This is a genomic window from Serratia ureilytica (genome assembly GCF_013375155.1).
Taxonomy (GTDB): Bacteria; Pseudomonadota; Gammaproteobacteria; order Enterobacterales; family Enterobacteriaceae; genus Serratia; species Serratia ureilytica.
Genome location: NZ_JABXOF010000001.1, coordinates 1 through 13,164 on the forward strand (window position 1 = coordinate 1; position 13,164 = coordinate 13,164).

Below are 13,164 nucleotides of genomic sequence, written 5' to 3' on the forward strand. Positions count from 1 at the left end.
TGGGTCGTTAGCTCAGTTGGTAGAGCAGTTGACTTTTAATCAATTGGTCGCAGGTTCGAATCCTGCACGACCCACCATTCTTTAAGAATGGCTGCGATAGAGAATCGTAAAGGATGAGAACCGTAAAGGTTCGAGTCTCGCGAAGCGAGACAACATCACTCCGGTGATGGCCCGCAAGGGCGAGGCCAAAGGCCGAGTTATCCTGCACGACCCACCATTCTTTAAGAATGGCAGCTTCAGAATCGGTTTGATGTGGCAAAGTAAAGGTCCGAGTCGAGTACCCGTCGAGTTGTCCTGAACATCCCCATCCTTGTTTTCCGCGAGTCGGTTTTTGTAACCTATTCGCCATCAGCAGTAAACCACATCAGTGGGTCGTTAGCTCAGTTGGTAGAGCAGTTGACTTTTAATCAATTGGTCGCAGGTTCGAATCCTGCACGACCCACCACTCTTTGATAGAGCAAGGTGTTAAATCGTCAGGATGAGAACCGTAAAGGTTCGAGTCTCGCGAAGCGAGACAACATCACCCCGGTGATGGCTCGCAAGGGCGAGGCCAAAGGCCGAGTTATCCTGCACGACCCACCACTCTTTGATAGAGCAGAATGTGAAAAATAGCAGTACCACAGCAGTGGGTGATTAGCTCAGTTGGTAGAGCATCTCCTTTACACGGAGGGGGTCGGCGGTTCGAGCCCGTCATCACCCACCACACTGCGGGTCGTTAGCTCAGTTGGTAGAGCAGTTGACTTTTAATCAATTGGTCGCAGGTTCGAATCCTGCACGACCCACCAATTCAGAAAAAAGCGCCTTTTGGCGCTTTTTTCGTTTCTGTAACATCCAAACCTGACCTCATCTTCTCGCCAACATGGTCACCGAGTCGTGCGGGTGAGATCCTGCGTTCAGGTTCGAGCATCGCGCAGCGATACGACAACGCGCAGCGTTGCCCGCAGGGTGAGGCCACAGGCCGAATCAATCCTGCACGACCCACCCATTCAGAGAAAAGCGCCTTTTGGCGCTTTTTTCGCATCTGCAGCACCCCAACCTGAATCCCTGCTTTCTCGTTTCAACTCTGCGCCAATCGGCATCCGGGTCTTCCCTGGGCGTTATGCGTCTTCGCCAGGTCATTATCCGCTGTGTTCTGCGCGACTCATTCCAGTGTTTTTAATCTATTAAACACTAAGTGCGCAAATTTGAAAATATCAGCGGACTTTTCGCGCAATTTTAGGTATTTTGTTTAGTATATAAAACTAAGGGCGTTGCGGCAGGCGATATTCAAATGGCAGGCGCCCAGCCTAGCATGAGATTGCAGCGATGAGTGAAATGTTTGATGTCAACGCGGCGGTGTATCCTTTCCCGCCCAAACCGGTACCGCTGAACGTAGCGGAAAAAGCCTTTTATCGCGAAAAGATCAAAACCTTGCTCAAGCAGCGCAATGCGGTGATGGTCGCCCACTACTATACCGATCCGGAAATCCAGGCGCTGGCGGAAGAAACCGGTGGCTGCGTGGCGGATTCGCTGGAAATGGCGCGCTTCGGCAGCGCCCATCCGGCTTCCACGTTGTTGGTGGCCGGCGTGCGCTTCATGGGGGAGACCGCCAAGATCCTCAGCCCGGAAAAACAGGTGCTGATGCCGACCCTGTTTGCCGAATGTTCGCTTGACCTGGGTTGCCCGGAAGAGGAGTTCCATGCGTTTTGCGACAGCCATCCCGATCGCACCGTGGTGGTCTATGCGAACACCTCGGCGGCGGTCAAAGCGCGCGCCGACTGGGTGGTGACCTCCAGCATCGCCGTCGAACTGATCGAGCATCTGGATAGCCTGGGCGAGAAAATTATCTGGGCGCCGGATCGCCATCTCGGCAGCTACGTGCAGAAGCAGACCGGCGCCGACGTGCTGTGCTGGCAAGGCGCCTGCATTGTCCATGACGAGTTCAAGACCCAGGCGCTGCGGCGCATGAAGGCGCTCTATCCGCAGGCGGCTATCCTGGTGCATCCCGAATCGCCTCAGGCGGTGGTCGAGCTGGCGGATGCGGTGGGGTCTACCAGCCAGTTGATTCAGGCGGCGAAAACATTGCCGCATCAACAGCTGATCGTTGCCACCGATCGCGGTATCTTTTACAAGATGCAGCAGGCCTGTCCGGACAAGGAGCTGTTCGAAGCGCCGACCGCCGGAGAAGGCGCAACCTGCCGCAGCTGCGCGCATTGCCCGTGGATGGCGATGAATGGCCTGAAGGCGATTGCCGAAGGCCTGGAGCAGGGGGGCGCACAGCATGAGATCCACGTGGATGCTGCGTTGCGTGAAAAGGCGCTGGTGCCGCTGAACCGCATGCTGGATTTCGCCGCTCAGCTTAAGATGCAGGTTAAAGGCAACGCTTAACCGTTTAAAAGGATGACTTCATGAGCTTCTTCAGTACCAGCAATATTCTGGTGCACATTCCGCTTGGCGCGGGCGGTTACGATCTGTCGTGGATCGAAGCCATCGGCACGCTGTTCGGATTGCTGTGCATCTGGTACGCCAGCAAGGAAAAAATCGTCAACTACCTGTTCGGCCTGATCAACGTCACGCTGTTCGCGGTGATTTTCTTCCAGATCCAGCTGTACGCCAGCCTGCTGCTGCAGCTGTTCTTCTTCGGCGCCAATATTTACGGTTGGTATGCCTGGAGCCGCCAGACGCAGGATAATCAGGCTGAGCTGCAGATCCGCTGGCTGCCGCTGCCGAAAGCGTTGGCCTGGGCGGCGGTCTGCGTCATCGGCATCGGCCTGATGACCTTCAACATCGACCGCGTGTTCGCCTGGCTGACGCAGATTGCGGTGGCGGTGATGCAAGGGCTGGGGCTGAACGTGCAGATGCCGACGCTGCAGCCGGACGCGTTCCCGTTCTGGGATTCGGCGATGATGGTGCTGTCCATCGTGGCGATGATCCTGATGACGCGCAAGTACGTGGAAAACTGGCTGCTGTGGGTGGTTATCGATGTCATCAGCGTGGCGATCTTCGCCTACCAGGGCGTGTACGCGATGGCGCTGGAGTATGTCATTCTGACGCTGATCGCCCTGAACGGCTCCTGGCTGTGGATCAAGAGCGCCGGGCGCAACCGTTCCAATCCGCTCTCTTCCGCACCGTAACAACGCAGAGGGCGCCGTGATGGCGCCCTCGTGGCTTAGTGGCGATGCCCCAGGTGCGAATGCGCTTCGGCATGTGAGTGTTCACTCGGCTCCGGCGCCCGGTTGATACCGCAGTCCGGCGTCTCGCAGTGCCGGTACTCCATCTGGATGGTCACGTGGCCGATCTTGTAGTGTTCCAACAGATAAGCCTGGATGCGTTGCAACAGCCCATCGTGGTCATGCGGCGGGATCACCTGCGCATGCAGCGTCATCAGCTTCTGTTCGCCGATCTGCCAGACGTGTACGTGGTGGATATTGCGCACTTCCGGGATGTTCAGGCACAGGTCTTTTTGCAGCTTGGCGATATCGACCTCCTGCGGCGTGCCTTCCAGCAGCTCGTGGAAGCTCTCCTTCAGCAGCCGCCAGGCGCTGCGCAGCACCAGACAGGAGACCAACACCGACAGGATCGGGTCAATCGGCGTCCAGCCGGTGGCGAGAATAACGATGGCCGCGACGATAGCGCCCACCGAGCCGAGCAGGTCGCCCAGCACATGCAGCGCGGCGGCGCGCACGTTGATATTTTTCTCTTCGCTGCCGCGATGCAGCAGCCAGAAGGCGAACAGGTTCGCCAGCAGCCCCGCTATGGCGATGATCAGCATCGGGGTACCCATCACCGGCTGCGGTTCGAAGAAACGCCGTATCGCCTCCCACAGGATGAATACCACGATCACCAGCAGCGCCGCGGCGTTGAGGAAGGCCGCCAGCGTGGTCAGGCGCAGGTAGCCGAAGGTGTGGCGCGCGTTGGGTTTGCGCTGGGAGAAGTGCACCGCCATCAGCGCCACCAGCAGCGCGGCGGCGTCGGTCAACATATGGCCGGCGTCGGCCAACAGCGCCAGCGAGCCGGACAACAGGCCGCCGACCACCTCGGCCACCATAAAGACGGCGGTGACTAAAAAAGCGGTCAGTAGGCGTTTACTATTACTGTTACTGTCTTTCGGCAGGTGTACGTGTGGAGTGTCCGACATTATTCATCCTTATGCATAGCGAAAGAGGGGGCGGCGGCGAGCAGAGCGTCCAGCTCCGGTTCTATCTGCGCCACTAACGCCTTTAATTTAGTATAAGCGGCGGCGGCAAGCTCGCCCCGACGTGCGGTATCCACCAGCTGTTGGCACAGCTGCGCGGCTTCCGGCAGCTGCAGCATCAGCAGGCTGCCCTTGATGCGGTGTGCCGCCTGCTCCAGGCGAGGCCAGTCGTTCGCGGCGACGGCATCCGCGAGCCGCTGCCGGTCTTGCCGCAGCGTATCGCCTAGCGTCTGCGCCAGCCGCTGCAGCATGGCGCGATCGCCGCCCGCCATTTCGGCCAGCGTTTGCCGTAGGTCAGTAAGGACTGACTTTTCTTCCTGAGCCTGCGGTTGCTGAGCCAATACCTGGCCGATCGCCGTCAGCGAAATCGGCTTGGTCAGGAAGTGATCGATCGCCACCAGCCCCGGCGGGATGCGGGTAAACTCCTGCACGTCCGCCGAACAGAGCACGATGCGGCAAGGCGGGCGCTGCAGCCGCTGTTCGTCGCGCCGGATCAGCCTGGCCAGCGTCAGGCCGTCCGGGCGCGGCATGTTATAGTCGATAAACAGCAGGTCAAACGGCTGCCGTCGCTGGGCCTTCAGCAGCGCATAGCCTTGTTCGAAGCGGGCGGGTTGCTGCCCGAAGTGGCGCAGTTGGCGTTCCAGCAGCAACAAATTGGTGGGATGATCGTCGATCAGCGCGGTACGCAAGGCGGAAGACGGCAGAGCAAAGGTGTGTTCCTCCTGCGCGCCAGCCGGCGCGTCGCCGCTCAGCTCGACCGGTATCACTACCTCGACGCGGGTGCCGACGCCCGGCTGCGAGTGCAGCTCTATGCGGCCGCCCATCTGTTCGACGATTTCTTTGCAGATAGAGAGGCCCAAACCGGTACCTTGCACCGAGATGCGTTGCGCGCCGCGCGCGCGGTAAAACGGTTGAAACAGCTTGCCTACTTCATCGGCGGCGATGCCGCAGCCGCTGTCGTTCACCGTTAACTGCAACTCTCCCCGTCGTTCATCCTGCGCGCGCCAGCCGACCTCGACCTGAATGGTTCCGCGCGTCGTGAACTTTATCGCATTGTTTATCAGGTTGTTAGCCACCTGAAGTAAACGCTCACCATCAATGACCACCGCCTCCGGCAGCGCCGGATCTGCCGTCACCTTCAACGTCAACGGCCGTTCGCCGATAAGCGGCCGGTAAAGGGCGTCAATGCGCGCGACCCAGGGGCGCAGCGCCACCGGTTTTGGCGCCAACGTCAACGACCCGGTTTCCAGTCGGGCGTGATCCTGCAGGTCGTTGAGCAGGTTGAGCAGCGATGAGGCCGAACTGTAAATCACCGGCAGGCCTTCCGGCGCCGGTTGGCGTTTGAGCTCCAGTTCCAGCAGGCCAAGGATGGCGTGCATCGGCGTGCGCAGTTCATGGCTGACGGTGGCGAGGAATTTGCTCTTCATGCGGTTTTCCGCTTCGGCGCGGCGGCGCGCCTGCTCGAGCTCTTCGCGTTCGCGTTTTTCACGGCGCTGCAGCATGAAACGGCGCAGCGTCAGCGCCAACAGCAGCACGGTGGCGGCGGCCAATAGCGCCAGCAGCCAGGTGGTCTGCGGCGGCATGCGGTTGTCGTTCACCGCGTCGATAAGGTTGCTGCGGTCGACGATCCACTCGTCGCGCAGCGATTGCAGGGTATCCGCCGGGATCTGCATCAGGTTCTTATCGAGGATCGCCAGCAGCAGCGGCTGATCGCGGCGTACGCCGAAGGCTACCGGATAGGGGATGTTGTTGGCGGCGAAGGCCAGTTTGATGGCGCCGGAATAGCGCGACAGCGCCAAAAAGTTGGCGGAAATGACGTTATCCACCAGCGCATCCAACTGGCCGTTGGCCAGCGCGTCGTACATCGACTTGCTGTCGGCGAAGCTGACGGTCTGTTCCTGCTCCGGCACCAGCCCCTGAGCCAAATCGCCCTGCAGCACGCCGATGCGCTTGCCGGCCAGATCGCTCCAGGTCGAGACACCGTTGGCATACTGGCCGACGTAAACGCCCCACAGCGAACGGTGGATCGGCATGCTGGCGCCATAGCGCGCCTTGACGCCGCGCGCCAGCGGCAGGGCGGCGCGGAAGCTGGCCTGGCCGGATTGCACCAGCTGATCGGCCTGCTCGGCGTTGCGCGCCCACAGCGGCGCGAAACGCAGCCCGGTGTTTTGCGCGATGATGTTGAGAATATCGATGGCGTAGCCGCGCGGCTGGCCGTCGGAACCGCGGTAGGCGAACGGGAAGTTGTTCTCGATGGCGGCATAGTAAACCACGCGGTGGCTCGCCACCCAGTTTTTCTCCATCGTCGTCAGATCGGCATTGCCGGTGTCGAGGTAGCTGGGGATCTTTTTGCTCCAGCGGCTCTGCAGGGCATTCATCAGTTCCATCGGCGCGTCGGCGATGGCGGTGTCCAGTGTGTCTATCAGGCGCGGGTCGGCGGCGGCGAACACGAAGGAGAGGTTGCCCAGGTTCTCGTTGCTTTCAATTTGATAGAGCTGGCCGAGCTGCAGTTGGTCGATGATAAAGCTGGCGCTGGCCTCGTCGGCGATAAAGTAGTCGCTGCTGCCGTTGAGCAGCGAATAGACCGCCTGCAGGTTGTTGTCGTAGCGCTGGATCTGCGACGCCACCGCCTGCAGGGCGCCGCCGGACTGCATGTCGGTCAGCGCGCCGATCGCGACGCGGGCGTTGGCGGAATTGAGCATCACCGGCCTATCGTTGCTGCGATCGCGCAATACGCGCAGGTTGCTGATGTAGTAAGGCTGGGAGATCTCCAGCCCGTGCAGCGCTTCGCTCTGCGGGATGCCGTACAGCAGGTCGACCTTGCCGTCGTGCAGCGCCTGTTCCAGCTGGGTCAGATCGGCGAAGCCGTAAATGGCGAAGCGGATGCCGGTCACCTGCTGGATATAGCCGAGGTAGTCGGCGTTCAGCCCATACAGATCGTCGTCCACGATGATGTTGTACGGGCTGGTGTTCTCACTGATGATACCGACGCGCAGCGTGCGATCGCGCCAGGGATTTTTCTCGCCGACGATCAGCATATTCTCGGGGGTATTCAGGTTGCTGACCAGCTGATAGCGCACCGGCTCCGCCGCCTGCGCCAGGCCGCACCACAGGATCAGCAGCAGCAGGGCGCGGCGCATCATGGCGCCAGCTCTTTAAACACCGCCACCAGTTCCAGCAGGTTGCCGGCGCCGGTTTTGCGCTGGATGTTTTTTTTGTGCGTGCTGACAGTCTTGTTGCTGATGTGCAGCCGGTCGGCGATCTGCAGGTTGGACAGCCCCTGGCTCAGCAAGCCCAGCACCTCGAGCTCCTTAGGGGTGAGCAGCCCGCCGTCCGCCGTCGGCGCCTCTTCGGCCAGCGCGGCGGCGGGGAAGCTGATTTCACCGTCCAGCACCTGTTCGATCGCCTGCACCAACTCCGCCAGCGAGCTGCCTTTATTGACGAAACCGTCGGCGCCGGCGGCATGCGCCATGCGCGCATAGACATCGGCTTCCTGCGCGGTATAGATCAGGATCTTTTGTTGCGGATAGCGGCGGCGGATTTTTTTCAACAGCTGCAGCCCATCGACCTGCGGCAGGCCGATATCCAGGATCACCAGGCCGAAAGCGGCCTCGGCCAGCAGAGCCAACGCCTGGACGTCGTCCTGCGCCGCCTGCAGGCGGTAGGGGCGGGATGATTTCATTAGCGCCGCTTCCAGTGCGACATGAACCACCGGGTGGTCATCAACTAATAACAGAGAAGGCATGTTCAACTCGGGTCGCTGTATATTCCGATCGCTAGCATAGCGAAAAAGGAGGCTCTGCGCTCCCCTGATGAAACAGCACAATCTGCTGTTAATTTGGCGGTTCCAGCGGCGGGGGGCAAAGGTGATTTACAGCGCCATTCTCACAGGCTAGATTGTTGGGATCTACACCGTTACGCACTGCGAAATACCCCACGATACCGAATGGAAAAGCTATGAATTACCAAAACGACGATTTACGCATTAATGATATTAAGGAACTCCTGCCGCCGGTGGCTTTGCTGGAGAAATTCCCGGCCACTGAACGCGCGGCAAAGACGGTGTCCCAGGCCCGCAGCGCAATTCACAATATCCTCCGCGGCAGCGACGATCGCCTGCTGGTGGTGATTGGCCCTTGCTCCATCCATGATACCCAAGCCGCCAAAGAGTACGCGGGGCGCCTGCTGGCGCTGCGTGAAGAACTGAGCGGCGAGCTGGAAGTGGTGATGCGCGTGTACTTCGAAAAACCGCGCACCACCGTGGGCTGGAAAGGCCTGATCAACGATCCGCAAATGGACAACAGCTTCAACATCAACGACGGCCTGCGCCTGGCGCGCAAACTGCTGGTGGAGATCAACGACAGCGGGTTGCCGGCCGCCGGCGAATTCCTCGACATGATCACGCCGCAGTACCTGGCGGATTTGATGAGCTGGGGCGCCATCGGCGCGCGCACCACGGAATCGCAGGTGCACCGTGAACTGGCCTCTGGTCTCTCTTGCCCGGTCGGCTTCAAGAACGGCACCGACGGCACCATCAAGGTGGCGATCGACGCCATCAACGCCGCCGGCGCGCCGCACTGCTTCCTGTCGGTGACCAAATGGGGCCACTCGGCGATCGTTAACACCAGCGGTAACGGTGACTGCCACATTATTCTGCGCGGCGGCAAAGAGCCGAACTACAGCGCGGCGCACGTGAAGGACGTCAAAGCTGGTCTGAGCAAAGCGGGGCTGCCGGCGCAGGTGATGATCGACTTCAGCCATGCCAACAGCAGCAAACAGTTCAAAAAACAGATGGACGTGAGCGCCGATGTTTGCGGGCAAATTGGCGGCGGTGAAAAAGCGATTATCGGTGTAATGATCGAAAGCCACCTGGTGGAAGGCAACCAGAGCCTCGAAAGCGGCGAGCCGCTGGTTTACGGCAAGAGCGTCACCGACGGTTGCATCGGCTGGCAGGATACCGAAACCGTGCTGCGCGATCTGGCGGCGGCGGTGAAAGCGCGCCGCGGTTAATCGCGTAAAGAAGGGGCTCGTCAGCGGGCCCTTTTTCTATTTACCTTAAAATTTTATATCTCCTATCAATTTAAGGCCTACAGTCAATAGGCTTATTAAATCTTTAAGCGGCCGTATTCGCATTATTCCTATTTAATAAAAGAATAATTGTCACCGCTCTCGGCATTGTGCTTATATAAGACGCTTTTTTATTCCACAAACTCCGCATGACGAATAAGCGGGGAGTGGTATGACCTATTCCTTTCAGGACGAAAGAATTATGACAAACAATACCTCGCAGCCGCTGGGGCTGCACCGGATTAAATTCCATGGGAAAGGTGGTGAGTACTTCGCTATTTGGTTAGTCAACGCGTTATTGACCGCTCTGACCCTGGGCATCTATTCCGCCTGGGCGACGGTGCGTCGTCGTCGCTATTTTTACGGCAACACGGAATTGGACGGCGATCGTTTCGATTATCATGCGCAGCCGCTGCAAATTCTGAAAGGACGGCTGTTGGTGATCGGCGGCATCATTGTATTTTATTTCCTGCTGGCGGTGACGCCATTGCTGGGGCTGTTGGCGCTGCTGGTATTGCTTGCCCTGTTGCCGTGGATTGTTATCCGCAGCTGGCGCTACAATGCGATTATGTCGAGCTATCGCGGCGTGCGCTTTAATTATGTCTGCCGCACCGGGCGCGCCTATTGGGCTTTGCTATTCTGCCCGTTATTGCTGATTATCGGACTGTATGTCGGTCTGATCGTCTTGCTCGGCATTGGCAGCGGTCTTGGCAGCATCAACGCCATCGCATTTATGCTGGTGCTGACGCTGATTTTGGCTGTGCCGGCATTTGCGGCGGTAAACGGCATTATTAGCGCACTGCAGCATGATTTGTACGTTAATAACCTGTTTTTCGGGAACACGCCGTTTATTGCCGAACTGAAGAAATCGGCCTTTATCAAATTTGCCTTGATCGGCCTGCTCATATTCCTGCCGTTCATGTTGGTCGCGCTGGTGTGCATCGGTTCGTTCTTCTTTACCCTCTATCAGATGGTGTTGATGGGCCTGTTGACCAACGAAGCCATCGATGTGCTGGTGCTGGACAATATCAGCAGCCTTCTGCTGATGATGGTGGTGCTGCTGATCGGTGCCCTGGTGGCCAGCAGCTACCAGGTTGTCGCCCAACGCAACTACCTGTTTAACCAGGCAAGGCTGAACGGCGACATCAAGCTGCATTCCTCAATGAAAACGCTGCCGTACATGGGATTGTTGATCACCAATACCCTGATTACCCTGTTCTCGCTCGGTTTGGCGGCGCCGGTGGCGGAAGTGCGTCATGCCCGTTATCTGGCGGCGTGCACGGCGGTTGAAGGCGATCTGGCGCTGCTGGACATTACGGCGCATCAGGAAACCGCCAACAGCGCGGTGGCCGAAGAAGCGGTGCAGGCGCTGGATCTGGGCGGCAGCTTCTGAGGCGCCGATGATCCTTGAAGGCGCTTATCAGTTGCCGGGGCGGGCCGCACGTGAGGCGGCTCGTCTGCTGGTGAACGAAAGCGGCGAAGGCGTGACGTTGCAGCGGCAGGATGAACAGCGTTACATCCCGCTGACGGACATCACCGTTTCTGCCGCGCTGGGCAATATTCCGCTGACGCTTACCTTCAAGGGCGGCGGGCGTTTTGTGCCCGATGACGACGCGGCCTTTCGCCGCTGGTTCTATCAGCGCCGTTCGCCGGGTTGGGTGCATCGCCTGGAACGCCATAAACGCGGCGTCGCCCTGGCGCTGCTGATGACGCTGCTGGCGGTAGTGACTTACGTTTACGTGGTGCTGCCGTGGGCGAGCAGCGAGATCGCCATGCGCATCCCCACCTCGGTGGAACAGAAGCTGGGCGAACATACGCAGACGTTCTTGGAGCAGAGTGGCTTCGCGCCCTCGGCACTGCCGGCCGAACGGCAACGGGCGCTGCAGCAGCTGTTCCGGCAGGTGATGCCGGCCGACATGCGCCAAGAGCGCACGCCGCTCTCGCTGAAGTTGATGGCGGCGCCCGGCGCGCCGAACGCCTTTATGTTGCCGGATGGCACGCTGGTGCTCAGCGATAGCCTGGTCACCTTGTCGAAAAACGACGATGGCTTGGCGGCGGTGATGCTGCACGAAATGGGGCATCACGCTTATCGCCATCCGATGCGCATGTTGGTGCGCTCGTCACTGGTGGCATTGACGCTGATGTGGATGACGGGTGACGTCAGCGGCATCGGCGACACGTTGCTGCAGTCCGCATCCTTCGTAAATGAGATGCAGTTTTCTCGCGGGATGGAGCGTGAGGCGGATGCGTTTGCGATAGCGGAAATGCAGCGCCAGGGGCGTTCGCTGGCGGAAATGGCGGCGATCTACCGCGCGTTGGCGCAGGCGCCTGAACGAGAAAAGACCGATGACTGGGCGCTGCCTGCCTGGCTCAGCACTCATCCGGCGATGCAGGAACGGCTGGATGCGGTAAATGAGGCGATGGCGCAGCAGAAATAAAAAAGCCCCCGGTGAAAACCGGGGGCTTTTTCGTGAACCGGCGAAATTACTTCGCTTTACCCTGGTTCGCCACGGCCGCCGCTTTTGCAGCGATCTCATCGGCGTTACCCAGGTAGTAACGTTTGGTTGGCTTGAAGTTCTCGTCGAACTCATACACCAACGGCACGCCGGTTGGGATGTTCAGCTCGAGGATTTCGTCTTCGCTCAGGTTATCCAGGTATTTCACCAGCGCGCGCAGCGAGTTGCCGTGCGCCGCAACGATCACGCGTTCGCCGCTCTTGATGCGTGGCAGGATCTCTTCGTCCCAGTAAGGGATAACGCGATCGATGGTCAGCGCCAGGCTTTCGGTCAGCGGCAGCTCTTGCTCGCTCAGCGAGGCGTAGCGCGGATCGTGGCCAGGGTAACGTTCGTCTTCTTTGGTCAGCTCCGGCGGGGTCACCGCGAAGCCGCGACGCCATTGTTTCACTTGCTCGTCGCCGTATTTTTCAGCGGTTTCGGCTTTGTTCAGACCCTGCAGCGCGCCGTAGTGACGTTCGTTCAGCTTCCAGGATTTTTCGGTTGGCAACCAGGCCTGATCCAGCTCGTCGAGGATGTTCCACAGGGTGTGGATCGCGCGCTTCAGTACGGAGGTGTAAGCGAAGTCGAAAGTGAAACCTTCTTCTTTCAACAGCTTGCCTGCTGCTTTCGCTTCGGTGCGGCCCTTGTCGGACAGATCAACATCATACCAACCGGTGAAGCGGTTTTCTTGGTTCCACTGGCTTTCGCCGTGACGCACCAGAACCAGCTTAGTTACAGCCATAGCTTAACTCCTTAATAATCTGACATTTCAATGATAACGAAAATCATTATATTGCCGCGGGCCGGGGCTCGGCAATCGATAGTGTCTAACCATAGCCAATTTCTTGCCGCAAAGTAAGGGCTGGAGAAAGGAAAAAGCTGAATCGTTCAGGCTGGGGCGGAAGGGGGAGAAACGGCGCGTCGGAATCGCTTCGGACGCGCCGTGGCAGAGGGAAAATCAGGCCGATTTTTTCAGGCAGTTGCTCATGAAGGTTTTACGCGCGTCGCCCTTCAGATCCTTGGTCTTGGCGTCGGCGTTGCAGCTTTTCATCTTCTGCTGCTGCGGCGTCAGGGTTTTGCCCGTTGCAGCGGCGCCTTCGGATTTCAGACAGGTGCTCATAAAGGTGGAGCGGTCCGCGCCTTTCAGCGACTTGGTGGATGCCTGCTGGTTGCAATCGGTCATGCGTTTCTGTTGGGCCGCCTGCGCCGGCGAAGGCGTTTTCGTCGCCGTCGTCGCGTCGGCCGCCATCAGATTGGTGCTCAGCATTAAGCCCGCCAGCAATGGAAGTGCAGTAATCAGACGCATAGGTGTTCCTTCAGCTATTGATTGGCCGCCATCGGCCGAAAATTGTGACGTTGCACAAGGCGTTGTGCTTATCACGGTAGCCTGAGTGTAGTGCGCGCTTTGGAATAAGGGAAGGTGGGCGC

General features: G+C 59.1%; 10 protein-coding genes, 4 tRNA genes and 3 other RNA genes. 12 read left to right on the forward strand and 5 right to left on the reverse strand.

The window, feature by feature from the left end; all coding sequences use genetic code 11:
* The first annotated feature begins 1 nt into the window (after position 1).
* The 9 genes from HWW83_RS00005 to pnuC all read left to right on the forward strand — a co-directional run bounded on the left by HWW83_RS00005 (position 2) and on the right by pnuC (position 3,113).
* A tRNA-Lys gene (locus HWW83_RS00005) sits at positions 2 to 77 on the forward strand.
* A 15-nt stretch (positions 78 to 92) separates the two neighbouring features.
* Positions 93 to 217, forward strand: a non-coding RNA gene (locus HWW83_RS00010) — RtT sRNA.
* 152 nt (positions 218 to 369) lie between these two features.
* A tRNA-Lys gene (locus HWW83_RS00015) sits at positions 370 to 445 on the forward strand.
* Positions 446 to 458: 13 nt separating this feature from the next.
* A non-coding RNA gene (locus HWW83_RS00020) (RtT sRNA) lies at positions 459 to 582 on the forward strand.
* A gap of 45 nt (positions 583 to 627) precedes the next feature.
* A tRNA-Val gene (locus HWW83_RS00025) sits at positions 628 to 703 on the forward strand.
* Positions 704 to 709: 6 nt separating this feature from the next.
* Positions 710 to 785: transfer RNA gene (locus tag HWW83_RS00030), tRNA-Lys, on the forward strand.
* A 74-nt stretch (positions 786 to 859) separates the two neighbouring features.
* Positions 860 to 984, forward strand: a non-coding RNA gene (locus HWW83_RS00035) — RtT sRNA.
* A 321-nt stretch (positions 985 to 1,305) separates the two neighbouring features.
* Complete coding sequence (gene nadA / locus HWW83_RS00040) at positions 1,306 to 2,367, forward strand: quinolinate synthase NadA (RefSeq protein ID WP_089196730.1); 1,062 nt, start codon at positions 1,306 to 1,308, stop codon at positions 2,365 to 2,367.
* A 20-nt stretch (positions 2,368 to 2,387) separates the two neighbouring features.
* Complete coding sequence (pnuC, locus tag HWW83_RS00045) at positions 2,388 to 3,113, forward strand: nicotinamide riboside transporter PnuC (protein WP_122016430.1); 726 nt, start codon at positions 2,388 to 2,390, stop codon at positions 3,111 to 3,113.
* A 35-nt stretch (positions 3,114 to 3,148) separates the two neighbouring features.
* On the opposite strand, the gene zitB is transcribed toward pnuC, so the two are convergent.
* From zitB to HWW83_RS00060, 3 genes are read right to left on the reverse strand one after another with little or no spacing between them, the layout of a single operon-like run.
* Positions 3,149 to 4,117, reverse strand: a complete 969-nt coding sequence (gene zitB, locus HWW83_RS00050) for a CDF family zinc transporter ZitB (protein ID WP_089191306.1) — start codon at positions 4,115 to 4,117, stop codon at positions 3,149 to 3,151.
* Positions 4,117 to 7,317: an ATP-binding protein gene (locus HWW83_RS00055; RefSeq protein WP_176588900.1), complete on the reverse strand. Its 3,201-nt coding sequence runs from the start codon at positions 7,315 to 7,317 to the stop codon at positions 4,117 to 4,119. Before HWW83_RS00055 ends, zitB begins: the two co-directional genes overlap by 1 nt.
* Complete coding sequence (locus tag HWW83_RS00060) at positions 7,314 to 7,919, reverse strand: response regulator (RefSeq protein ID WP_033642206.1); 606 nt, start codon at positions 7,917 to 7,919, stop codon at positions 7,314 to 7,316. Before HWW83_RS00060 ends, HWW83_RS00055 begins: the two co-directional genes overlap by 4 nt.
* A gap of 212 nt (positions 7,920 to 8,131) precedes the next feature.
* On the opposite strand from HWW83_RS00060, the gene aroG reads away from it, so the two are divergent.
* From aroG to HWW83_RS00075, 3 genes are all read left to right on the forward strand, one after another.
* The gene (aroG, locus tag HWW83_RS00065) at positions 8,132 to 9,184 is read left to right on the forward strand and encodes a 3-deoxy-7-phosphoheptulonate synthase AroG (RefSeq protein ID WP_025301893.1); all 1,053 of its coding nucleotides are present in this window, start codon (positions 8,132 to 8,134) and stop codon (positions 9,182 to 9,184) included.
* 259 nt (positions 9,185 to 9,443) lie between these two features.
* Complete coding sequence (locus HWW83_RS00070; RefSeq protein ID WP_072628163.1) at positions 9,444 to 10,634, forward strand: YjgN family protein; 1,191 nt, start codon at positions 9,444 to 9,446, stop codon at positions 10,632 to 10,634.
* Positions 10,635 to 10,641: 7 nt separating this feature from the next.
* Positions 10,642 to 11,679 (forward strand): M48 family metallopeptidase, encoded by a 1,038-nt coding sequence (locus HWW83_RS00075; RefSeq protein ID WP_046686585.1) that lies wholly within the window; start codon positions 10,642 to 10,644, stop codon positions 11,677 to 11,679.
* 46 nt (positions 11,680 to 11,725) lie between these two features.
* Here the strand turns inward: HWW83_RS00075 and gpmA are convergent, their stop codons facing one another.
* On the reverse strand, positions 11,726 to 12,478 hold the full coding sequence (gene gpmA / locus HWW83_RS00080; RefSeq protein WP_016928714.1) for a 2,3-diphosphoglycerate-dependent phosphoglycerate mutase: 753 nt from the start codon (positions 12,476 to 12,478) through the stop codon (positions 11,726 to 11,728).
* A gap of 216 nt (positions 12,479 to 12,694) precedes the next feature.
* A complete protein-coding gene (locus HWW83_RS00085) occupies positions 12,695 to 13,042 on the reverse strand; it encodes a PsiF family protein (RefSeq protein WP_033642211.1) in 348 nt (115 codons plus the stop codon).
* Positions 13,043 to 13,164 lie beyond the last annotated feature (122 nt).

Bases quoted from the DNA above. Each gene is read 5' to 3' on its own strand.
- nadA (WP_089196730.1), top strand. From the start codon at position 1,306: ATGAGTGAAATGTTTGATGTCAACGCGGCGGTGTATCCTTTCCCGCCC.
- HWW83_RS00075 (WP_046686585.1), top strand. From the start codon at position 10,642: ATGATCCTTGAAGGCGCTTATCAGTTGCCGGGGCGGGCCGCACGTGAG.
- pnuC (WP_122016430.1), top strand. From the start codon at position 2,388: ATGAGCTTCTTCAGTACCAGCAATATTCTGGTGCACATTCCGCTTGGC.
- zitB (WP_089191306.1), bottom strand. From the start codon at position 4,117: ATGTCGGACACTCCACACGTACACCTGCCGAAAGACAGTAACAGTAAT.
- HWW83_RS00055 (WP_176588900.1), bottom strand. From the start codon at position 7,317: ATGATGCGCCGCGCCCTGCTGCTGCTGATCCTGTGGTGCGGCCTGGCG.
- gpmA (WP_016928714.1), bottom strand. From the start codon at position 12,478: ATGGCTGTAACTAAGCTGGTTCTGGTGCGTCACGGCGAAAGCCAGTGG.
- aroG (WP_025301893.1), top strand. From the start codon at position 8,132: ATGAATTACCAAAACGACGATTTACGCATTAATGATATTAAGGAACTC.
- HWW83_RS00060 (WP_033642206.1), bottom strand. From the start codon at position 7,919: ATGCCTTCTCTGTTATTAGTTGATGACCACCCGGTGGTTCATGTCGCA.
- HWW83_RS00085 (WP_033642211.1), bottom strand. From the start codon at position 13,042: ATGCGTCTGATTACTGCACTTCCATTGCTGGCGGGCTTAATGCTGAGC.
- HWW83_RS00070 (WP_072628163.1), top strand. From the start codon at position 9,444: ATGACAAACAATACCTCGCAGCCGCTGGGGCTGCACCGGATTAAATTC.